This is a genomic window from Peribacillus simplex (genome assembly GCF_900156045.1).
GTDB lineage: Bacteria > Bacillota > Bacilli > Bacillales > DSM-1321 > Peribacillus > Peribacillus simplex_D.
This window is the reverse complement of the sequence record NZ_FTMX01000002.1, coordinates 910,282-931,751: the sequence shown is the minus strand read 5'-3', so window position 1 is coordinate 931,751 and position 21,470 is coordinate 910,282. Positions and strand designations below refer to the sequence as shown.

The 21,470-nt window shown below is 42.3% G+C and carries 19 protein-coding genes; 18 read left to right on the top strand and 1 reads right to left on the bottom strand.

The window, feature by feature from the left end; translation table 11 throughout:
- The 4 genes from BW986_RS10980 (at position 1) to BW986_RS10965 (ending at position 4,871) form a co-directional block, all read left to right on the top strand.
- Positions 1 to 1,761 (top strand): CocE/NonD family hydrolase, encoded by a 1,761-nt coding sequence (locus BW986_RS10980; RefSeq protein WP_260320820.1) that lies wholly within the window; start codon positions 1 to 3, stop codon positions 1,759 to 1,761.
- Between the two features lie 554 nt (positions 1,762 to 2,315).
- Positions 2,316 to 2,504 carry a DUF3311 domain-containing protein gene (locus tag BW986_RS10975; protein ID WP_076367787.1) on the top strand — a complete coding sequence of 63 codons (189 nt, stop codon included), beginning with the start codon at positions 2,316 to 2,318 and terminating at the stop codon, positions 2,502 to 2,504.
- A complete protein-coding gene (locus tag BW986_RS10970) occupies positions 2,501 to 3,985 on the top strand; it encodes a sodium:solute symporter family protein (RefSeq protein WP_076367785.1) in 1,485 nt (494 codons plus the stop codon). The genes BW986_RS10975 and BW986_RS10970 overlap by 4 nt, the downstream gene beginning before the upstream one ends.
- A gap of 190 nt (positions 3,986 to 4,175) precedes the next feature.
- Positions 4,176 to 4,871: a YjjG family noncanonical pyrimidine nucleotidase gene (locus tag BW986_RS10965; protein WP_076367783.1), complete on the top strand. Its 696-nt coding sequence runs from the start codon at positions 4,176 to 4,178 to the stop codon at positions 4,869 to 4,871.
- A gap of 83 nt (positions 4,872 to 4,954) precedes the next feature.
- Here BW986_RS10965 and BW986_RS10960 read toward each other — a convergent pair whose 3' ends face one another.
- Entirely contained in the window at positions 4,955 to 6,253 is a 1,299-nt protein-coding gene (locus BW986_RS10960) for an MFS transporter (protein ID WP_076367781.1), read from the bottom strand.
- Between the two features lie 450 nt (positions 6,254 to 6,703).
- Here BW986_RS10960 and BW986_RS10955 point away from each other — a divergent pair, with 450 nt between their 5' ends.
- The 14 genes from BW986_RS10955 to BW986_RS10895 all read left to right on the top strand — a co-directional run bounded on the left by BW986_RS10955 (position 6,704) and on the right by BW986_RS10895 (position 21,460).
- Positions 6,704 to 6,883: an IDEAL domain-containing protein gene (locus BW986_RS10955; protein ID WP_034315231.1), complete on the top strand. Its 180-nt coding sequence runs from the start codon at positions 6,704 to 6,706 to the stop codon at positions 6,881 to 6,883.
- Positions 6,884 to 7,166: 283 nt separating this feature from the next.
- Positions 7,167 to 7,295, top strand: coding sequence for a hypothetical protein (locus BW986_RS30660; protein ID WP_260287369.1), 129 nt, complete (start codon positions 7,167 to 7,169; stop codon positions 7,293 to 7,295).
- 173 nt (positions 7,296 to 7,468) lie between these two features.
- A complete protein-coding gene (locus tag BW986_RS10950) occupies positions 7,469 to 7,789 on the top strand; it encodes an antibiotic biosynthesis monooxygenase (protein WP_076367779.1) in 321 nt (106 codons plus the stop codon).
- A gap of 973 nt (positions 7,790 to 8,762) precedes the next feature.
- Positions 8,763 to 10,232: a CoA-acylating methylmalonate-semialdehyde dehydrogenase gene (locus BW986_RS10945; RefSeq protein WP_076367777.1), complete on the top strand. Its 1,470-nt coding sequence runs from the start codon at positions 8,763 to 8,765 to the stop codon at positions 10,230 to 10,232.
- A gap of 74 nt (positions 10,233 to 10,306) precedes the next feature.
- On the top strand, positions 10,307 to 11,122 hold the full coding sequence (gene iolB / locus BW986_RS10940) for a 5-deoxy-glucuronate isomerase (RefSeq protein ID WP_076367775.1): 816 nt from the start codon (positions 10,307 to 10,309) through the stop codon (positions 11,120 to 11,122).
- 22 nt (positions 11,123 to 11,144) lie between these two features.
- Positions 11,145 to 12,122: a 5-dehydro-2-deoxygluconokinase gene (gene iolC, locus BW986_RS10935; protein ID WP_076367773.1), complete on the top strand. Its 978-nt coding sequence runs from the start codon at positions 11,145 to 11,147 to the stop codon at positions 12,120 to 12,122.
- Between the two features lie 32 nt (positions 12,123 to 12,154).
- Positions 12,155 to 14,065: a 3D-(3,5/4)-trihydroxycyclohexane-1,2-dione acylhydrolase (decyclizing) gene (iolD, locus tag BW986_RS10930; protein WP_076367771.1), complete on the top strand. Its 1,911-nt coding sequence runs from the start codon at positions 12,155 to 12,157 to the stop codon at positions 14,063 to 14,065.
- Positions 14,066 to 14,082: 17 nt separating this feature from the next.
- On the top strand, positions 14,083 to 14,970 hold the full coding sequence (gene iolE, locus BW986_RS10925) for a myo-inosose-2 dehydratase (RefSeq protein WP_076367769.1): 888 nt from the start codon (positions 14,083 to 14,085) through the stop codon (positions 14,968 to 14,970).
- A 22-nt stretch (positions 14,971 to 14,992) separates the two neighbouring features.
- Entirely contained in the window at positions 14,993 to 16,405 is a 1,413-nt protein-coding gene (locus tag BW986_RS10920; protein WP_076367767.1) for a sugar porter family MFS transporter, read from the top strand.
- A 48-nt stretch (positions 16,406 to 16,453) separates the two neighbouring features.
- Positions 16,454 to 17,485 carry a bifunctional inositol 2-dehydrogenase/D-chiro-inositol 1-dehydrogenase gene (iolG, locus tag BW986_RS10915; protein WP_076367765.1) on the top strand — a complete coding sequence of 344 codons (1,032 nt, stop codon included), beginning with the start codon at positions 16,454 to 16,456 and terminating at the stop codon, positions 17,483 to 17,485.
- Between the two features lie 48 nt (positions 17,486 to 17,533).
- Positions 17,534 to 18,412 (top strand): sugar phosphate isomerase/epimerase family protein, encoded by an 879-nt coding sequence (locus BW986_RS10910; RefSeq protein WP_076367763.1) that lies wholly within the window; start codon positions 17,534 to 17,536, stop codon positions 18,410 to 18,412.
- A 4-nt stretch (positions 18,413 to 18,416) separates the two neighbouring features.
- Positions 18,417 to 19,262 carry a 2-keto-myo-inositol isomerase gene (gene iolI / locus BW986_RS10905; RefSeq protein WP_076367761.1) on the top strand — a complete coding sequence of 282 codons (846 nt, stop codon included), beginning with the start codon at positions 18,417 to 18,419 and terminating at the stop codon, positions 19,260 to 19,262.
- Positions 19,263 to 19,303: 41 nt separating this feature from the next.
- On the top strand, positions 19,304 to 20,158 hold the full coding sequence (gene fba / locus BW986_RS10900) for a class II fructose-1,6-bisphosphate aldolase (protein ID WP_076367759.1): 855 nt from the start codon (positions 19,304 to 19,306) through the stop codon (positions 20,156 to 20,158).
- 108 nt (positions 20,159 to 20,266) lie between these two features.
- Positions 20,267 to 21,460, top strand: coding sequence for an MFS transporter (locus BW986_RS10895; protein WP_076367757.1), 1,194 nt, complete (start codon positions 20,267 to 20,269; stop codon positions 21,458 to 21,460).
- Positions 21,461 to 21,470: the final 10 nt, after the last annotated feature.

Sequence of the window (21,470 nt, the reverse complement as noted above, 5' to 3'; positions counted from 1 at the left end):
ATGATGAAAAAAGTTGAAATAGTTGTCGAAAAAAATGTGCCATGCACGATGAGGGACGGCACCGTACTTTATGCTGATATATACAGACCTAATTTGACTGGAAATTTTCCAGTGTTATTGACCAGGCTTCCGTACAGTAAAGACTTACCGCTTTATTCCCATCGTTATTTGGACACCCATCGTCTTGTTGAAAATGGGTTCATTGTCATCATTCAGGATGTGAGAGGACGATTTCGGTCAGAAGGAGAATTCCGGCCATTCAGCCAGGAAGCAGATGATGGATACGACACAGTGGAATGGGCGGCTTCACTCTCGTATTCCACCGGGAAAGTGGGCATGTTTGGCCTATCCTATTATGGATACACGCAGCTGCTTGCAGCAGAAAAAAAACCTCCACACTTAATTGCCATTTTTCCAGCAATGACGCTGAATGACCAAAGAAATGGAACGGTTTATCGAAATGGGGCCTTTGCTCTCGGCCTTTTTGAAACGTGGACATTGGAATCGATTGTGCCTGATTTGCTGAAGCGGAAGTATGAAAAAAATAAGGAAATGACTTCAGCAATTCGAATGCTTGCTGACTTCCTCAACAATATTGAAGAATGGTATGCATATGCACCTATTAATGATTGGCCGCCATTAAAGGTTCTGGACGAAGATAACTTTTTCCTTGAACATTTGAATCACCCAATCGAAGACGAAACTTATTGGCAGAATTCAGGTATTACTGGGAAATTTGATAGGTTACAGCTGCCTGCTTTTCATTTGGGCGGTTGGTATGATTGTTTTATCGGCCCTACTCTGGAAAATTACGTGGAAATGAACAAAGTGAATGGACAACTAAGCAATACTCAAAAACTAATTGTTGGTCCATGGAGCCATGGCCTTTTTTCCTCGGTCCAGGGTGAACGCTCTTTTGGAGTGCACGCATCCGGGGATTGGATTAACCTTGAAGAAGATATTACCACCCTTCATATTCGTTGGTTTAATCACTGGCTTAAAGGCATCGATAATGGTATTGAAAAGGAACCGCCCGTGAAAATATTTGTAATGGGGATAAATGTATGGCGTGATGAAATGGAATGGCCGCTTGAAAGGACTGAATATACGAGTTATTATTTGCACAGTAATGGAAAAGCGAATACGAAAACAGGTGATGGGCGCTTAAGCAGAAATGAGCAGGAGGGCGAAAAGACGGATTCATATATATATGATCCCCAAAACCCTGTACCGACAAAGGGTGGAGCTACACTTTTTTCCGGCCCACTTACAATGGGGCCATATGATCAGAGCGAAATCGAAAAGCGGAACGACGTGTTGGTTTATACTTCTGAGCCATTGAAAGAAGCACTTGAAGTAACAGGTCCGGTAAAAGTGAAGTTGTTTGCATCAACTGACGCATCGGACACTGATTTTACTGCAAAGCTTGTGGATGAATCACCGGATGGCACAGCGATTAATTTAACCGAAGGAATCGTCAACGCAAAATATCGGAACGGCCATCGACCTGAAAAAGAACTGAATGGGGAAATCGTTGAATACGAAATTAACTTGTGGGCTACAAGCAATGTCTTTCTTCCAGGTCATCGAATCTTGCTTGAACTTTCATCAAGCAGTTTCCCACAATATGCCCCCAACCCGAATACAGGGAAATCAATGATTGAAAGCAGTGAAACAAAAGCGGCCAGACAAACGATTTATCATAGCAGGGAATTTCCTTCTCACATTCTATTGCCAATCATTCCCATGAGTGAAAAATGATTATAAATTCAGGGAGGAGACTTCCTTATGTTTGGTTTTCAACATTTCACCTGTTTAATGAGTTAAAAACAGTTCAGGTGAGGTGATTAAAACTCAGGAAACAAATGATCAATATTAAAAAAACAAAATTATAAGGATAATAAAAGACAATGGGATTCTTAGATCACTAGTATTAATAGGGTTATAGGGTTAATGGTTATGAATAAAAGTTATTGGCATAACTCTTGCAAATAAATTAAAAGGAAGGGGGAAGTTCATCCATTATAATAGATTCCAGGCATAAGGAAATGACATAACAGATGATGCATAATTTTGTCTCTTATGCTATATGTAAGTCAAGGAAAAGGTGATTAAACTGGAGTCCGACCTGCTACCTTAAATAGAGAGAAAATGATGATAGTAGTTTGAAAATTTGTAATATTAATTCTTTTTTTAGGGTTAGTAGTGAAGCTAATGCCATTGTGAAGGCGGTTAAGGGACAAGGTGCATGACCCATTTTTTAAGCGCTTTCACGGTCGTTTCATTAACAGTTTTATTAAGAGGGGGACTTCAATTTGAAGAAAATCATTGTGCTGCTCAGCGTCATACCCGCGATTGGCTCATTATCTGTGTTTAACCGTGTGGAGCCATATATATTCGGTTTGCCTTTCATTATCTTTTGGTCCACAGCATGGCTTATTTTGACATCCATCTGCCTTTATATTAGCAGTGTGATCTGTGATAGACAGGAGGAGAATAAATGAACAGTTCCATATTAATCATCACCATGACTCTTGTTTTGGCTTTTTACTTAGGTATCCGCGCAAAAAAGGGGCGCGAAATGAAGCTTGACCAGTGGGCAGTCGGGGGGAGGAACTTCGGTTCTTTAATCATGTTCGTTCTGATGGCAGGAGAGATGTTTTCGACTTTTGTGTTTCTTGGCGCCAGCGGAGCGGCATACCGTATGGGCGGTCCCACTATCTATATATTTTGCGCTCTTACTTACATCGTTCCTTTCTGGATTTTACCCCCTATTTGGCGCTATGCGAAAAAACATAATGTGCTGACGCAATCTGACTTTTTCACAAAAAAGTATAATAGTAAGCCATTGGGACTTCTGGTTGCTGTTATTGGGGTCCTGTCAATGATTCCCTATATCGTATTACAATTAAAAGGTTTTCAAATCATCGTTTCCGAAGCATCATATGGATTGATTCACCCAACAGTTGCTGTTTGGATCGGAATGCTCTGCGTAACTGTTTTTGTATATGTGTCAGGTATTCACGGTTCGGCTTGGACGGCAGTATTGAAAGATATCCTCATTCTTGTCGTAATTGTGTTTTTGGGCATTTATTTGCCAATACATTACTTCGGCGGAATACAACCAATGTTCGAAACTCTTGAAGCAACAAAACCGGGATTCTTATTGCTTCCGGATGAAGGGTTTAGCATCTCTTGGTATATTTCCCTTTGCCTGACCATCGCATTGGGCCAATATATGTGGCCGCATTGTTTTGGAGCGAGTTTATCTTCCCAAAATGAATCAGCTCTCAGGAAAAACTCTGCCATTTTGCCTCTGTATCAAATCATTTTGGTTTTCATTCTTTTCATCGGTTTTACGGCGGTTTTGCAGATACCGAATCTACAAGGCGGAGATACGGACCTTGCCTTATTTAAAATCGCGAAAGATGCTTTCCCGCCCTGGATTGTTGGCGTTGTCGGAGGAGCAGGCATGCTTGCAGCCCTTGTACCATGCTCGATGTTAATTTTGACGGCAGCCACGATTTTATCAAAGAATATTTTTAAAGCCGTTAAGCCAGACACATCGAATGAACAGCTTGCCAAACTAACCCGTATATTTGTTCCAATCGTATCATTGGTTTCCGTAATCTTTACATTCTATGGAGGTAATACGATGATTGCATTACTGACCATGGCTTACAGTTTTGTCCTGCAGCTTTTCCCTCCTTTAGTATTCAGCTTGCTTAAGAGAAATCCGGTAAGTAAAGCGGGGGCCTCTGCAGGTATGGTTTTAGGGGTGGTGTTGGTCGCTTACTTTACTTTGGCAGAGGCAACAATGGCCACTATATTACCGAAGGCACCACATTTCATCCAGGATCTTGATATAGGAATCGTCGCCATTACCTTTAACCTTATCGTCATGCTGGCTGTCAGTGCTTTTACAAGAAAAGACCAACAAGTGATTCAGGAAGAAGAGCCGGTTAAACGAATCATCACTTCTTGATCAAAGGAAGAGCGGTCTATTAGAAACAGTCCTATCCGCCTTATCTTCTATGACTATCGATAAAGAACCATTCAAAAAAGGATAGCCTTTAAAGCTATCCTTTTTGTAGTTTTCAACCATGAATTTGCATAATTGATACGTAACTAAAAGAAATGTGTTAAGTTGAACTAAAATGATTTTGGAGGCAGTGATGAAATACGAGATTATCTTATTTGATGTTGATGATACATTGCTAGACTTTGGAATATCGGAAAAAAAAGCACTGCATGAAGTCTTCTTGGAATTCGGTTTGCCCACAGGGGCGGAGGATTATGCGGAATGCTACCAAGAAATCAGTCAGGTATTATGGAGGGATTTGGAACAGGGACTTATTGATTTAACAAATTTGGGAGTGGAAAGGTTCAAGCGATTGTTCCTGAAGCATGGGCTTGATATCGATGCGGAATCATTCAGCCGTGCGTACCTTGGACATTTGGGAAAGGAAATACATCTTCTGCCCGGGGCTTTAGAGGTTTGCGAGAAGCTTGGAGGATGCCGGCTGGCTATTATAACAAATGGCTTCACGACAGTGCAGACAGCAAGAATCGGGGGATCACCACTTTGCAATACCTTTGAGACTTTGATAATTTCCCAAGAGGCTGGGTTTCAGAAGCCTGATAAAGGGATTTTTGATTATGCATGTTCCCAGTTAAAGATCACGGATAAATCGATAGCATTAATGGTGGGTGACTCCTTGACATCAGATATACAGGGTGGTTTGAATTATGGAATGGATACATGCTGGTACAATCCCCATCAAAAGGATAATAATCTGGGAATCAAGCCCACCTATGAAATCCGGGCGCTCACTGATCTTTTGGAGATTGTAGGAAGCAAGGAAGTATAGTGAGGTATATAAAAAAACAGAAGCAGCTCGTCCGAGTGATAGGACGTGCAGCCTCTGTTATTACTCATGCCAGAGATTTTAATTTAGTTCAAATCCAGCTCATGTGGCTTGATTGTTTGATCCTTTTCAATCTTTCTGCTGAAATGCGGTGATAATATACAAAGCGCCAGGGAAATTGCAAGACCTGCCATCATGAATCCGCCAAATACCAAAGGGGATGGACCATATGATTCCGCCATGCCAGTCCAGATGAGCGGACCGAAACCTGCTATGGCTGCCGCGACCTGATAACCGACAGATAATCCAGTATAACGGACCTTGGCTGGAAAGAGCTCCGAGAATAATGTCCCTTGTGTAGAAAAAATGGCACCCCAGATGACGCCGAGTACAACTGCCTGCATAATGTAGAACCAGCCGACCCCACGCCCAATCATTGTGAAATATGGGATGGCTAAGATGAAAAGGAGAATCAGGCCCCCAAAATAAATGATTTTTCGATCGATGAAATCTGAAATGTAACCAATGACAGGAATGGTAATTAGCATTGTAGCGCAGCCAATCGTTAAACCGGTAAGGGCTGAATCTTGGGAATAACCAAAATACAGTGTAGTGAAGACGAGAACATAGGACATGATGAATACATTGAAGAACCCGTCCCCAATTTTTAGTCCGATCACTTGCAGCACACTTCTCCAATCGTGTTTTAACGTTTCGATAATGGGAACTTTCGCAAGATCACCGCTATCTTTCTGCTGCTTGAATTCCGGCGTTTCTTCAATGCCACTCCTTACCCAGATTGCCAATGCGATCAGTACACCGCTTAAAAGGAATGGTATCCGCCAACCCCAAGCTAAAAATTGGGCATCGGTTGTCAAGGAACTGATAAGGGTTAGGCTGAACGAACCGGCAACCAAACCAATGGGTACCCCTAGTTGGGGAATGGATCCATATAAACCACGGACACCCTTTGGAGCAGACTCCGTTGCCAATAGGATGGCTCCACCCCATTCACCTCCCAAGGAAATTCCTTGAATCAACCTCAGCACCACCAAGATGGCGGGGGCGGCCAATCCAACCTGGGCATATGTGGGCAGAACACCGATAAGCATTGAACTCCCTCCCATCCCAATAAGGGTGAACATGAGTGCTGCCTTCCGTCCGATGCGATCACCCATATGGCCGAATAGGATACTTCCGATTGGACGGGCAGCGTAACCAGCCCCGAAAGTGACAAAGGCGAGAAGAAGTGAAATCGCAGGATCATGATTGGGAAAGAATAGAGTTGTAAAAACTAGGCCTGTTGCTGTCCCGTATAAATAGAAATCATACCACTCAATAACGGAACCAGCTAAACTAGCGAAAAGAACTCGACTTTTTTTCATGGAAATGCTCCTTTAATGCGTAGTATTTCATCAAAATTGTTTACAGCAATAAATAAAGCTGAAATGAACAAAAATGATGCTTTAGGAATATAAGTAAAAAACTGGATTATTTAGATTATTTTAGAGGGCTTATCCATACCGGTCAATATATTTCTGATTTTTCTGAAAAAATGAAGCGAATAACTTAGCTCTCATCACCTGTATTGGCATATAATTCATTCTAAAGTAATGGGAATAAGGATTTGAACTTACCGGGTAAAATGAAAAAGTTTTAACTAAGGAGGAGAAGTAAACTCGAAACATTTAGAATTTTTTGTGTATAGAAGAGTGGCAAAGTGGAAATCATGTGGATAAGGAAATGAAAAAGAAGAAAGGATAAGATTTCAAGAAATAATAATAATCTCCAAGTTATTTAGTATAATAGAAAAAAGGTTAAGGAGTTGGTTTCGTATGGAGAAGCAATTGCCAGGAACATCGCTTGAACCTGAAGAGATGGCTGAAATGGTTTTAAAAAAGGCCCTTAGTGATTATCGGAAAGCACAAATCGAAAAAGAAATCGATGACTCATTAAGAAATCGAGATAAGGAAGAGTTCCTTCGTTTAACTGAAATATTGAAGGGCATTTCATGAAACTTCATACACTGTGAAAAAGACAAGTAGTAATGATATTGAAAGTGCACCTAAAAGCCAGCATGGTTTGATAATTTAAATAAGATGAAGCTTTATATAACTGGAACATCCTAATTAAATAGCAATCTATAGTATTATAATATTTTACTTTGTAAGCGCTTTCTTATATAATCAAATAAAGAAAACGATGGAGAGTAGATGTAAGTGGTCTAATGCGGGATACACAGGTATTAGTGACTGAAATGTTCATGCACCGGGATAATACTAAAAGGGGGAAAAGAATATGAAAAAGGATGGAGTGTCGTTAATTGAATTTGTTCAGGAGGATCGATTTGAACTGAGCTCCTACATTACTTCTTTATTTAACAAACTGAATGACTATGTTCCCAAAAGTCTTAAAGATAAAAGGTGAATGACAATAAAAAATGGGTCAGGAAGATCTGCATGACTTCCTGATTCATTTTTTATTTTGTTTTTGGGATTTAGAGTTCTGAGGTACTCAAGTTAAGGGTGTAATAATTGACAATGAGAATCGTTATCGACTAAAATGATTCATTATTAGTATATCGATTGGAGTTGTTCATATTGTTCGTTCAGATGAGAAAAATGGTTTTAAAAGAAGGAAATGCAGAACAAGTAGTAAAACGGTTCAGCGGGGAAGGGATCATTGAAAAGCAGGAGGGGTTCATCGATTTAAGTGTGATGGTGAAAAAAGTGCGACGCGGCGATGAAGAGGTCATCATTATGATCAATTGGGAGTCGGAGGAGCATTGGAAGCAGTGGGAAAAGAGTGAAGCCCATATCGCAGGACATAAAGCAAACCTTGGGAAACCAAAGCCTGATTATATCGTCAGTTCGGAAGGATCATTATATGAAGTGAAGGCTATTAAAAAGGCAGTGAGATAACGGACTGGCCTTTTTTTAGATTCCGTACATTAGAAAAGTTAAGTTACTGGGTGGAATATCCCATTTCTCAATATCGCGTTGCATAGGGATGCGGAATGGTGGCCGTTCACATACAATAGCTTACCTTCACTAAAATTCAGGCTCCCATTATGGGTGCCTCTTTTTGTTGATGGGATCATCTCAAAATAGGTTTATGATATTCCTATTCTGTTGATATAGTAAAATATTTTTTTAGAATGGTGTCTGGTGTCTTTGATAGAAAAGTGAAGAGTGGGAGAGAGGAGGTCATTTAGTATGTTAATATTTATGAACTAATAAGGGGTTTAGTTCTTAGGGTGGCTAGGATTCCTAAGATAAAATCAATTAAGTTTAGAAATATTAATATTTAAAAATACCATTAAGATGTCTTTAAAGTAGTGGTTAGTTTATCTGAAACCAAGACCGGTCCCAGAGGGGATTTCGATTACGACGAAGAAGCAAACTCCCTGGAAATGCTTTTAATTAAATTTTCAAGCACATTTCCATATCCATCAATGTTTTGAAATGTGGAGAAGATAGAATATTAAAAAAAATCCAAAAAAAGTGTTTACAGGGAAAAAATTTCATTGTAGTATTTCCTTATAAAGTAAATGAAATCGATTTCATCCATGGTCGCGATTATGGACAAGCTTTAATCAGAACTGGAAGTGGGATAGGCATGAACTATTTCAAGTTTAAGGATGATTAGATATTATTGCGCCGGGATAGGTGTTCAAATTTTTCTTCAGGGGGAACTTTTTAAAGAAATGAAATCGATTTCATTACCAGATTAACAGGCTTTGATATTTGGATTGAGCTAGAAATCCAATTGATTGATCCTAGAAAGAAACATGGATGGATTTTTTCTATAGTCAAATGAAATCGATTTCATTTGACGACGATACTTATACTGGCTTGAGATCAACAAAACACTTTATTTTAGGGAGGAAAAAACATGTCTTCAGTAACACATGAGGTGAAAAAATTAAAAAACTATATAAATGGTAAGTGGATTGAGTCCGCTTCAAAGGAAACGGAAATTGTGTTCAACCCTGCAACTGGTGAGGCGATTGCCGAGGTGCCACTTTCAACTAGGGAAGATGTGGATCGTGCGGTTCAAGTGGCGGATGAGGCTTTTAAAAAGTGGTCGCAGGTTGCTGTCCCGAAACGGGCTCGAATATTGTTCAAATATCAGCAGCTCCTTGTGGAAAATTGGGAAGAACTTGCTAAACTGGTCACTATCGAAAATGGTAAAAGCCTATCGGAATCTATTGGTGAAGTACAGCGGGGCATCGAGTGTGTCGAGTTTGCGGCGGGTGCACCTACACTGATGATGGGCAAGCAGCTTCCGGATATCGCGACAAACATTGAATCGGGCATGTACCGTTACCCAATCGGTGTAATCGGCGGCATCACCCCATTTAACTTTCCAATGATGGTCCCTTGCTGGATGTTCCCGCTTGCGATCGCATGTGGCAATACATTCGTGTTAAAGCCATCTGAACGTACACCATTGCTTGCAGCACGCATTGTTGAACTATTTGAGGAAGCAGGTCTTCCTAAAGGAGTACTGAACATTGTTAATGGAGCACATGATGTGGTTAATGGGCTTCTGGACCATAAAGATGTGAAAGCTATCTCTTTCGTCGGTTCACAGCCAGTTGCAGAATATGTGTATAAAACAGGCACGGCTAACTTGAAGCGCGTCCAGGCTCTTGCGGGAGCGAAGAATCACTCGATTGTCTTGAAAGATGCAAATCTTGATATGACAGCCAAGGAAATAACAAGTGCGGCTTTTGGGTCTGCCGGTGAGCGTTGCATGGCCGCTGCGGTTGTTGTCGTAGAAGAAAGTGTAGCGGACGAGCTAATTGGAAAATTGAAACAGGCAGCAGATGCCATTACGATCGGTAATGGTCTGGATGACGGTGTTTTTCTTGGTCCGGTGATCCGGGAAGGAGCTAAAAAGAGGACCATCGATTACATCGAATCAGGTATAGCTCAAGGTGCGACACTTGTACGTGATGGCCGTATAGATGAGGCAGCAAGAGGCAATGGATATTACCTAGGGGCTACGATTTTTGATCATGTTACACAGGAAATGAAAATCTGGCAAGATGAAATTTTTGCACCAGTGCTCTCCGTTGTCCGTGCCAAAGATTTAACGGAAGCCGTTGAGATTGCCAATGCTTCACCACTGGCTAACGGGGCTTGCCTTTATACGGACAGTGCTGCTGATGTACGCCAGTTCCGTGAAACGATACATGCCGGGATGTTGGGCATTAACGTGGGGGTTCCTGCGCCTATGGCATTCTTCCCATTCTCTGGATATAAAGATTCATTCTATGGTGATCTTCATGCAAATGGAACCGATGGTGTGGAGTTCTATACACGTAAAAAAATGGTGACTGCACGCTACGTGAAATAAGTGAAACGAAAAAGACTTTGCAAGATGGCCCGTTTGGATACGGGCCGGATTTTTTGAAAACCAAGGAGGTACATATGAGTAAACTGCTTCAAAAACCGGTAAAAAAAGAGGTCGCTGAAGGTGTTACAGTCGTTCAAGCAGTAACGAAAGGAAATTCTCCTTTAGAATTTGTTGAATTCAAAATAGTGGAGTTGGTTCATGATGCTGAATATTCGGAATCATTAAATAAAACAGAATGCTGCATTGTTGCTCTTACGGGAAAAATCAATGTGGCTGTAGGCGAAAATGTATACCGTGATTTAGGCACACGCGATAGTGTCTTTGATAAAGTGCCGACTGATAGCATTTACGTGTCAAATGATAGAGGCTTTAAATTGGAAGCGATAACCAAGGCCAGAGTGGCGCTGTGTTATTCGCCTTCTGATAAGCAACTTCCGACTAAATGGATTAAAGCGGGGGATGTTGACGTGGAACATAGGGGCATTTTGAGCAATAAGCGGATGGTGCATAATATATTACCGGATTCAGCTCCGTATGCGAATAGCCTTCTGGTGGTTGAAGTATACACAGAAAGCGGAAACTGGTCGAGCTATCCTCCGCATAAACATGATCAGGATAACTTACCAAATGAGTCGTTATTGGAAGAGTCCTATTATCATGAAATGAACCCGCCTCAAGGATTCGTTTTTCAGCGAGTATATACAGATGACCGTTCGATTGATGAGACCATGTCGGTTGAAAACGGCGATGTCGTACTTGTACCCGCCGGTTATCATCCGGTAGGCGTACCTGACGGTTATGAATCCTATTATTTGAATGTTATGGCCGGTCCGACAAGGACATGGAAATTTTTCAATGATCCCGATCACGAGTGGATCCTGAATCGTTAAAGGAAAAGGAGCTGTTAACCGGATGAACTATACTTTTAATATCGATAGGGAAATTGACTTGATTGCCATAGGCCGTGCCTGCATCGACTTGAATGCCAATGAATATAACCGTCCGATGGAAGATACCATGACATTCACAAAATACGTGGGCGGTTCACCTGCCAATGTTGCCATAGGAAGTGCAAAATTAGGCTTGAAAGTCGGATTCATCGGTAAGCTTGCAGATGATCAGCACGGCCGTTTCATCGAGAGTTATATGCGTGAGGCAGGTGTTGATACATCGAATATGGTAATCGATCAAGAAGGGCATAAAACGGGACTGGCCTTCACGGAAATTAAAAGTCCTGAAGAATGCAGTATCCTGATGTATCGGGATGATGTAGCCGACCTTCATTTAGCACCTTCGGAAGTGCATGAAGAATATATCAAAAAATCAAAGATTTTATTGGTTTCAGGAACTGCTTTAGCAAAAAGCCCATCACGTGAGGCGGTTTTAAAAGCCGTCAGCCTTGCAAAAAGAAATGATGTAAAAGTCATATTTGAATTGGATTACCGTCCATATACATGGAATTCCATTGAAGAAACCTCCGTTTACTATTCGTTAGTCGCAGAGCAATCAGACATTTTGATTGGCACTCGTGATGAATATGATGTAATGGAAAATATCGAAAAAGGTACGAATGAAAGGACCGTCCGTTACTTGTTTGAACATTCCGCAGACCTGGTCGTCATCAAACATGGCGTAGAGGGTTCATATGCCTATGCCAAATCAGGAGAGGTATTTAAAGCGAAATCCTATAAAACGAAAGTATTGAAAACATTCGGCGCAGGGGATTCATATGCTTCCGCTTTCTTATATGCGTTAGTGCGCGGCAAAGGGATTGAAAGCGCTTTGAAGTTTGGCAGTGCTTCCGCTTCCATAGTTGTAAGCAAGCACAGTTCATCTGAGGCGATGCCTGTTGCAGAAGAAATCGAGGATTTAATTGCCGAACGCGTGTAAGGAATTTATCTACATAGAGGGGTGAACAGAAGATGGGAACAGTGAGGTTGACTACAGCCCAGGCTCTGATCAAGTTTTTAAATCAGCAGTACATTCATGTTGATGGTGAAGAGTCTCCGTTTGTAGAAGGGATATTTAATGTATTCGGCCATGGGAATGTCGTTGGAATTGGTCAGGCACTCGAACAGGACGCTGGCCACTTGAAAGTGATTCAAGGAAAGAATGAGCAAGGGATGGCACACGCAGCAATCGCCTACAGCCGGGAAATGCTACGAAGGAAAATTTATGCCGTCACTACATCTGCCGGGCCTGGCTCGGCAAACTTGATAGCTGCGGCGGGGACGGCACTTGCCAACAATATTCCTGTCCTCTTACTTCCTGCTGATACATTTGCGACACGCCAGCCGGATCCGGTTCTTCAGCAACTTGAGCATGAGCATAGTACGGCCATCACAACTAATGACGCTTTTCTGGCAGTATCAAGATATTGGGATCGCGTCACTCGCCCTGAGCAGCTCATGTCCAGTCTGATCCGGGCCTTCGAGGTGATGACCGATCCCGGGAAAGCCGGGCCAGCGACGATATGCATCTCACAGGACGTAGAAGGGGAAGCATTCGATTTCGATGAACATTTTTTTGAAAAACGAGTCCATTATTTAGATCGGAAAATTCCGGTAGAACGGGAACTGCAAGGAGCTGCCGAGAGAATTAGAGCAAGTAAGAAGCCGATCATCATCGTCGGTGGCGGAGCAAGATATTCCGGAGCTCGGGATATTTTGATGAAGCTGGCAGAAAAGCATAACATTCCACTTGTGGAAACACAGGCAGGTAAATCGACGGTGGAATCATCTTTTCCTAAGAATTTGGGCGGTGTCGGCATTCTCGGTACGATGGCTGCCAATAAGGCTGCACGCCAGGCAGATCTCGTAATTGGTGTCGGGACCCGCTATACGGACTTTACGACGTCTTCCAAAACTGCATTTGATTTTGAAAGGACAAAGTTTTTGAACATTAACGTCAGCCGCCTTCAAACCTATAAATTAGATGGATTTCAGGTCGTCGCTGATGCAAAAGTGGCGCTCGAGAACCTTGAAGCGTTACTAGTAGGCTATGAAACCGAATATGGGGAAATGGTTGGAAATTGGAAGGAGGAGTGGCTTTCCGAACGGACCCGTTTAGGTCAAGTCACTTTCAGCCGTGAAAATTTCAAGCCTGAAATCAAAAGCCAGTTTTCACAGCAAGTCTTGAATGAATACTCGGATGCATTAAAAACTGAATTGGCCCAATCCACTGCGATGATTGCAATAAACGATACGGTCGATCAGGAAAGTGTGGTGGTCGGTTCAGCCGGATCACTTCCGGGTGACTTGCAGCGCCTCTGGCATTCAAGCGTGCCAAACACGTACCATCTTGAATATGGATTCTCCTGCATGGGTTACGAAATTGCAGGAACTTTAGGAGCTAAGCTTGCCCATCCAGACCGGGAAGTCTATGCAATGGTAGGGGACGGGAGTTTTCTGATGCTGCATTCGGAATTGATCACAGCCATCCAATATAATCATAAAATCAATATTTTATTGTTTGATAATTCTGGCTTTGGCTGCATCAACAATCTGCAAATGGAGAATGGGAGCGGAACATATTGCTGTGAGTTCAGAACACATGATAATCAAATCATGAATATTGATTACGCAAAAGTGGCGGAAGGTTACGGAGCCAAAACTTATCGGGCCAATACAGTCGATGAGCTGAAAGCTGCATTGGAGGATGCAAAGAAACAGTCGGTATCTACATTAATAGAAATGAAGGTTCTGCCGAAAACGATGACGGATGGTTATGACTCCTGGTGGAACGTTGGCGTGGCAGAGGTATCTGAACGAGAAAGTATACAAAGGGCATATGAAGCGAGACAAGAGAAATTAAAAATGGCCAAACAATATTAAAAGGGGGAAGTCAGAAAATGCAGGAGATTTCGTGGGGGATTGCCCCAATTGGCTGGCGTAATGATGACATACCGGAAATCGGAGCTGAAAACACTTTATCCCACCTTTTAAGCGATATTGTCGTGGCAGGATTTCAGGGGACCGAAGTAGGAGGTTTCTTTCCGGAACCGGCGGTCCTGAATAAAGAGCTGCAGCTTCGGAACTTAAAAATAGCCGGTCAGTGGTTCAGCAGTTTCATCATCCGTGATGGCATCGAAATAGCAGAAAGGGATTTCCATGAACATTGCAAATATTTACAGGCTGTCGATGGAGATGTAGCGGTAGTATCCGAACAGACCTACAGTATCCAAGGCGGAAGGTACAATGTATTTAAGGAAAAGCCGCACTTTACTGAAGAAGAATGGGGAATGTTGTGTACGGGCCTGAATCGGCTCGGGGCTATTGCTGGACTTTACAACTTAACACTGGTGTATCACCACCACATGGGGACAGGGGTCCAGACACTGAGTGAAATTGACCGCCTTATGGAAAATACCGAAAAGACAGTGCATCTGTTATATGATACTGGACATATTTATGTATCGGATGGAGATTGCATGTCCCTTCTGCAAAAGCATATTGACCGCATTGGGCACGTTCATTTCAAGGATGTGAGGAATAACGTGCTGGAGCAGTGCCGGAAAGAGGGGAAATCATTTCAAGAATCTTTTTTAAATGGCATGTTCACGGTGCCTGGTGACGGCTGCATTGACTTTGTGGAAGCTTACCATATATTACTGGAAAATCATTATAAAGGCTGGATTGTAGTTGAGGCGGAACAAGATCCGTCCGTTGCTCATCCATTGGAATACGCATTAATCGCTCGCAAGTATATAAATGACAGGCTGCTCCTAGTTCAAGATTAAAAACTAGAAAGAAGTGATTAATTTGAGTAATGATGGAAATCAAATGGCATTCTTACGCAAGATTATTATTATCTCGACGTTAGGCGGTCTTTTGTTCGGATATGATACAGGTGTCATTAACGGTGCCTTGCCGTTCATGTCCGAAGCGGATCAACTTAATCTCAATTCACTTACGCAAGGACTTGTTGCCAGTTCACTTCTTTTAGGCGCGGCACTTGGAGCGTTTCTGGGAGGCAGGCTTTCGGATTATGCGGGCCGCCGAAAAAACATTCTTTTTCTTTCGGTACTTTTTTTCCTTTCCACCATTGGATGCACGTTTGCACCGAATGTTACGGTCATGATTGTCTGCCGTTTTCTACTCGGCCTTGCGGTAGGCGGGGCGTCAGTAACCGTTCCTACTTATTTGGCGGAAATGTCTCCTGCTGAACGACGAGGCCGGATCGTCACCCAAAATGAATTAATGATTGTTTGCGGACAGCTGCTTGCTTTCATCTTCAACGCCATTCTTGGGACAACGATGGGAGACAGTTCACATGTTTGGCGTTACATGCTGGCAATAGCATCACTTCCAGCCATACTTCTTTTCTTTGGCATGATCAGGTTGCCTGAAAGTCCAAGGTGGCTTGTGTCCAAGAACAAAAATGAAGAGGCCCTGAAAGTTTTGAAAAGAATACGTAAAATGGATGAGGCAGAATCGGAATTTCAGGGAATCAAAGCGACATTCGATGAGGAGAACCATGTTAAAAAAGCAACATATAAAGATTTGACAGTCCCATGGATACGGAGAATTGTCTTTCTTGGAATAGGGATTGCCATCGTTCAGCAAATAACGGGTGTAAATTCCATCATGTACTATGGTACCCAAATTTTAAAAGATGCAGGGTTTGAGACAAAAGCTGCTTTGATCGGGAATATTGCAAACGGTATCATTTCTGTTTTGGCAACGTTTTTAGGTATTTGGCTGCTTGGTAAAATCGGGCGCCGTCCAATGCTCTTAACCGGTTTGATCGGGACTACGACCACATTGCTATTGATTGGCGTCTTATCTTCCCTTCTTGAAGGGACGGCTGTCCTTCCCTATATCATTTTGTCCTTGACTGTCACTTTCCTTGCCTTTCAGCAGGGGGCCATTTCACCGGTTACCTGGTTGATGCTTTCAGAGATTTTCCCGCTTCAAGTACGTGGGCTCGGTATGGGTGTCACCGTATTTTTCCTTTGGGTCGTGAACTTTCTAATCGGCTTAACATTCCCGGTTTTACTAGATAAAGTCGGATTGTCTACCACATTCTATATCTTTTTCGCTTTAGGCATCATGGCTATCACCTTCGTGAAAAAATGTTTACCGGAAACGAGAGGACTCACACTTGAACAGCTTGAACAAAACTTCCGCAATCATGGAAAAGAACCTGCAAAGGAAATGACAAAAATAATTTAAGAGTTTTAGAGTAATGAACCAGATATGTATAAAAGGAGGAAAATGATCATGACATTAAATTTTGGTGTAATAGGAACGGGTGCCATCGGCCGGGAGCATATTAAAAGAATTACAGACAAATTATCCGGAGGGAAAATTGTGGCTGTAACCGATGTGAATGAAGAGGCGGCAAAGCAGGTCGTGAAACAATATGGACTTGAGGCACTTGTATATCCGGATGACAAATCACTGGTAAACTCGGAAAATGTTGATGCTGTGCTTGTTACGAGTTGGGGCCCTGCACATGAGCAAAACGTATTGAATGCGATTGAAGCAGGCAAATATGTATTCTGTGAAAAGCCACTGGCAACAACGGCGGAAGGCTGCAGGAGAATTGCCGAAGCGGAAATGAAACACGGTAAGCGTTTGGTGCAAGTTGGCTTTATGCGACGTTATGATAGCGGTTACGTACAACTGAAAGAAGCCATTGATAGAAATGAAATTGGCGAGCCGCTCATGGTTCGCTGTGTACACCGCAACCCAGAGGTGGATGAAAAATATACGACGGAAATGGCGGTCGTTGATACATTGATTCATGAGATTGATGTATTGCATTGGTTAATCAGCGATGATTACAAATCAGTTCAAGTCATTTACCCGAAAAAAGCAAGCCGCGCGCATGCTAACTTAAAAGATCCCCAACTCATCATAATGGAAACGAAGAGCGGGATTGTCATTCAAGCTGAAGTATTCGTGAATTGTAAATATGGCTATGATATCCAATGTGAAGTCATTGGTGAGGAAGGTGTTGCATATCTTCCTGAACCAGCGAGCATCGTGACAAGGAAAGGCGCAAAACGGAGCACGAATATCTTGGTAGATTGGAAAGATCGTTTTGTGGAAGCATATGACATAGAAATACAGGATTTCATAGATTCCATTATAAAGACAGGTCAGCCAAATGGTCCGACTTCATGGGACGGATACATTGCTGCCGTAACAGCTGATGCTTGTGTAAAAGCACAAGAATCCGGACAGAAAGAATCTGTTGACCTTGAAGAGAAGCCGGCCTTTTATACGGGAAAAATCACTGTACAGTGAACGTAACCATGCATTGAAACGAAAAATAATTTATAGGGGGAAAGACCAATGAAACTAGCTTTGGATCCTACGATGTATGCCAATTTATCATTAAAAGAAATGGTCGATAAAACAGCCGAACTAGGCTATGAATATATCGAACTGTCACCGAGGGAAGATTTTTGTCCATTCTATAAATATCCTAAAGTGGATAAGGAACAGATTAAGAACTTGAAACGCTGGTGTAGCGACGCAGGTGTGAAGATATCATCCTTGCTTCCACTTTACTACTGGGCCGGTCCTGATGAGGAACGACGCCAGGCTGCAGTCCGAAATTGGAAACGTGCCATTGAAGTTGCAGTGGAATTGGATGTTGACCTGATGAATAGTGAATTTAACGGATCTAAATTCAATGAAGTTATCTGTGAAGAGAAATTCATTAAATCAATGGATGAGCTCCTCCCGGTTTTTGAAAGGGAAGGCGTTAAATTGAATTTGCAGGCACACCCATTCGATTTCATCGAAACGCATGAGGGAGCGATGGATATGATCCGTGCCCTGGACCGTCAGTGGATCAACCTTGTGTATTCAACCGCACATACATTTTTCTATGATGATGGCAAAGGCGATATCGCCCCTATGTTCGATTCTGCCGGGGATCGCCTGCAACATGTCTTGTTTGCTGATACATTCAATCATAAAGCATCCAACGGACTCCGTTATATCGTCAATCCTCCAGGTGTCGAGGCAACCGTCCACCAGCATTTGAACATCGGCGAAGCGGAAGTTGACTTTGATACGATCTTCAAAAAACTGAAAGAAATGAATTTTGACGGCATCGCGACTAATGCAGTATTTGCTTGGATCGACAAAGCAGACTGGTCAAGTAAGCTTATGCTTGAAAAAATGAGAGACGGATTGGGTTTAGCAGAAAGAATTGGAGGATGAAAGAATGAAACTTTGTTTCAACCAAGCGACAACACTTGAAAATTCCAACTTGGTCAAAGATCTCAAACACTGTGAAAAACATGGTTACGATTATATCGAAATCCGTACCATGGATAAATTGCCTGAGTATTTGGAAGAGCACTCTATTGAAGACCTAGCTGAATTTTTTAACGCAAATCATATTAAACCGCTTGCCTTCAACGCGCTCGTATTCTTTAATAACCGAGATGAAGACGGCCATAAGGCGATAATAGACGAATTTAAAAACATGATGATCATGGCGGAAAAATTGGGTGTGAAATATGTGGTGGCGGTTCCGCTTGTAACGGAAGCGAAAATATTGAAAGAAGATATTAAAAACAGCTGTGTGGAAGTATTGACTGAGCTTTCTGATATCGCTGAACCGTTTGGCGTCAAAATTGCAGTGGAATTTGTCGGGCATCCGCAATGTACTGTGAATACATTCGGTCAGGCATACGATATCGTTGAAACGGTCAACCGTGATAATGTTGGGTTGGTGCTGGACTGTTTTCACTTCCATGCCATGGGTTCCAGTTTGGAAGACTTGAAGAAAGCGGATGGGGCGAAAATCTTCATTTTACACATTGATGATACAGAGGATTTTCCGATCGGCTTTTTGACGGATGAAGACCGGGTATGGCCTGGGCATGGTGCCATAGATTTAGACAGCATATTATCCATCTTGAAGGGAATTGGTTATTCTGGCGTTGCCTCTGTGGAATTGTTCCGTCCGGAATATTATGAACTCGATGCTGAAGAAGCCATTATGACAGCAAAAGAAACGGCAATTCAAGTTATTTCGAAACATTTTGCACTGCAGAACTCATAAAGTGGATCATACAATCTCGGGAATAAGGGGGTGAAGGAATAATGCCTTTAGTATCAATGAGAGAGATGCTTTTAAAAGCAAAAGCAGAAAGGTATGCTGTGGGTCAATATAATATTAATGGTTTGGCATTCGCCCAGTCGTTTTTACAAGCTGCCAATGAGGAACAAGCGCCGATCATACTTGCGGCATCGGACAGGCTTGTTGATTATCTTGGCGGATTTAAAACGATTGCGGCCATGGTAAAAAGCCTTATGGAAGAAATGGACATTACGGTTCCGGTTGCCCTTCATCTTGATCATGGAATGGACGTGGAACGATGCAAGAAAGCGATCGATGCGGGTTTTACATCGGTCATGATCGATGGCTCCCATCATCCAATAGATGTAAATATTGAAATCACCAAAATGGTTGTCGACTATGCCCAAAAGAACGGCGTTTCCGTTGAGGCGGAAGTGGGGACAGTCGGTGGGACGGAAGATGGCCTCGTTGGAGGTATTCAATATGCAGATCCCTATGAATGCAGGAGGATTGTAAAAGAAACGGAAATTGATGCTCTAGCGGCTGCTTTGGGTTCGGTTCATGGCCCGTATCAAGGAGAACCTAAACTCGGTTTTGAGGAGATGGAATCAATTTCGAACATGACGAATATACCTCTCGTCTTACATGGAGGCTCAGGTATTCCGCTGCACCAAATTAAAAAAGCAATTGAACTTGGACACGCTAAAATAAATGTCAATACCGAAAGCATACAAGTGTGGGCAAAAACGATTCGGGAAGTATTCGCCGTTGAAGGAAAAGTATATGAGCCGCGCGCCATCATCACACCAGCGAAAGAAGCTATTATCTCCGTCGTGAAGAGAAAAATGGCAGAGTTCAATACGAGTGGAAAGGCTTAAGAATGAAAAGGTGTTCCCGATTACGCTGCGGGCACCTTTTTGTACATTCAATTTTTGCATGAGATGCCATAGCTGAAAAATAGTTCGCTGGTCAGGGGAAGTGTTGCAATGACTTTGTTACATAACGCACGCAATAGATTTTTATTTTTAGTGCTCTCATTTATTTTTTGGTTTTCAAATTTCATTTATATTCCCATTTTGTCTCCTTACCTTGAGACGATTGGAGGGGATTATGCATTTATCGGCATGGTACTAGGCAGTTATGGGCTGATGCAATTTCTCTTCAGGCTTCCGTTCGGGATTTTTTCCGACCTCATAAAAGCAAGAAAACCTTTTATTATATTTGGAATGGTCGTGAGTACGTTGAGTTGCGTGACATTTGCATGGGCCGATAGTTTAGGCTGGATCCTTTTGGCCCGCTCGTTAGCTGGAATTGCCGCTGCAACTTGGGTAGCCTTCACCATTTTATTTTCCAGCTATTTTTCAGAACGTGATCTTCACCGAGCGATGGGCAGTATCTCGTTAGCTGTGGTTCTGGCACAGCTGCTTGGAATGGTGGTCAGCGGATACATTGTCGATCAATGGGGATGGCAAGCACCTTTTTGGATGGGAGGATTTATTGGTTTCGTTGGTATCGTCCTTTCACTTTTTATTTACGAATCGAACGAAGATTTTCCGCAAGAGCCTATTCAATTGAAAGAACTCGTATCAGTCATGCTTGAACCGGCACTTTTAAAAGTATCATTTCTATCCATTCTCGCACATGGCATCATCTTCACGACAATGTTCGGCTTCACCCCGACATTTGCTTTAAAGCTTGGTCTCCAGACTGAAGAGATCAGCATGGTCATCTTTTCATTCATGATTCCTCATGCCATTGCCACCATGTTTAGCGGAAAAATATTCGTACCATTATTCGGACAATGGAGGTTATTGAAACTAGCATTCGGACTAACGGCCATTTTTACACTATGTACGCCATTAATAGATACAAAAGGGATGCTTTTTATGATCCAAGGATTTAATGGATTCTCATTAGGCACTCTTTTTCCCTTGTTTTTAGGAATGGCAGTGGAGTCGATTCCCCTAGAAAAAAGGGCAACGGCAATGGGGGCATATCAAGCAATCTATGCGATTGGTATGTTTGCGGGACCTTTCATTGCAGGAGTATTGAATTCACATTTAGGTATTTCTGCAGGGTTTTATTTCGCTGGATCATTAGGTGCAACCGCTGTGTTCTTTATGATTGTATGGAGTCGCCTTGAAATGAAAGCAACAAAACATAATTTGAAATTGAACTAAGCGATGAAAT

Bases quoted from the DNA above. Each gene is read 5' to 3' on its own strand.
- BW986_RS10980 (WP_260320820.1), top strand. From the start codon at position 1: ATGATGAAAAAAGTTGAAATAGTTGTCGAAAAAAATGTGCCATGCACG.
- BW986_RS10970 (WP_076367785.1), top strand. From the start codon at position 2,501: ATGAACAGTTCCATATTAATCATCACCATGACTCTTGTTTTGGCTTTT.
- BW986_RS10965 (WP_076367783.1), top strand. From the start codon at position 4,176: ATGAAATACGAGATTATCTTATTTGATGTTGATGATACATTGCTAGAC.
- BW986_RS10960 (WP_076367781.1), bottom strand. From the start codon at position 6,253: ATGAAAAAAAGTCGAGTTCTTTTCGCTAGTTTAGCTGGTTCCGTTATT.
- BW986_RS10955 (WP_034315231.1), top strand. From the start codon at position 6,704: ATGGAGAAGCAATTGCCAGGAACATCGCTTGAACCTGAAGAGATGGCT.
- BW986_RS30660 (WP_260287369.1), top strand. From the start codon at position 7,167: ATGAAAAAGGATGGAGTGTCGTTAATTGAATTTGTTCAGGAGGATCGA.
- BW986_RS10945 (WP_076367777.1), top strand. From the start codon at position 8,763: ATGTCTTCAGTAACACATGAGGTGAAAAAATTAAAAAACTATATAAAT.
- iolB (WP_076367775.1), top strand. From the start codon at position 10,307: ATGAGTAAACTGCTTCAAAAACCGGTAAAAAAAGAGGTCGCTGAAGGT.
- iolC (WP_076367773.1), top strand. From the start codon at position 11,145: ATGAACTATACTTTTAATATCGATAGGGAAATTGACTTGATTGCCATA.
- iolD (WP_076367771.1), top strand. From the start codon at position 12,155: ATGGGAACAGTGAGGTTGACTACAGCCCAGGCTCTGATCAAGTTTTTA.
- iolE (WP_076367769.1), top strand. From the start codon at position 14,083: ATGCAGGAGATTTCGTGGGGGATTGCCCCAATTGGCTGGCGTAATGAT.
- iolG (WP_076367765.1), top strand. From the start codon at position 16,454: ATGACATTAAATTTTGGTGTAATAGGAACGGGTGCCATCGGCCGGGAG.
- BW986_RS10910 (WP_076367763.1), top strand. From the start codon at position 17,534: ATGAAACTAGCTTTGGATCCTACGATGTATGCCAATTTATCATTAAAA.
- iolI (WP_076367761.1), top strand. From the start codon at position 18,417: ATGAAACTTTGTTTCAACCAAGCGACAACACTTGAAAATTCCAACTTG.
- fba (WP_076367759.1), top strand. From the start codon at position 19,304: ATGCCTTTAGTATCAATGAGAGAGATGCTTTTAAAAGCAAAAGCAGAA.
- BW986_RS10895 (WP_076367757.1), top strand. From the start codon at position 20,267: ATGACTTTGTTACATAACGCACGCAATAGATTTTTATTTTTAGTGCTC.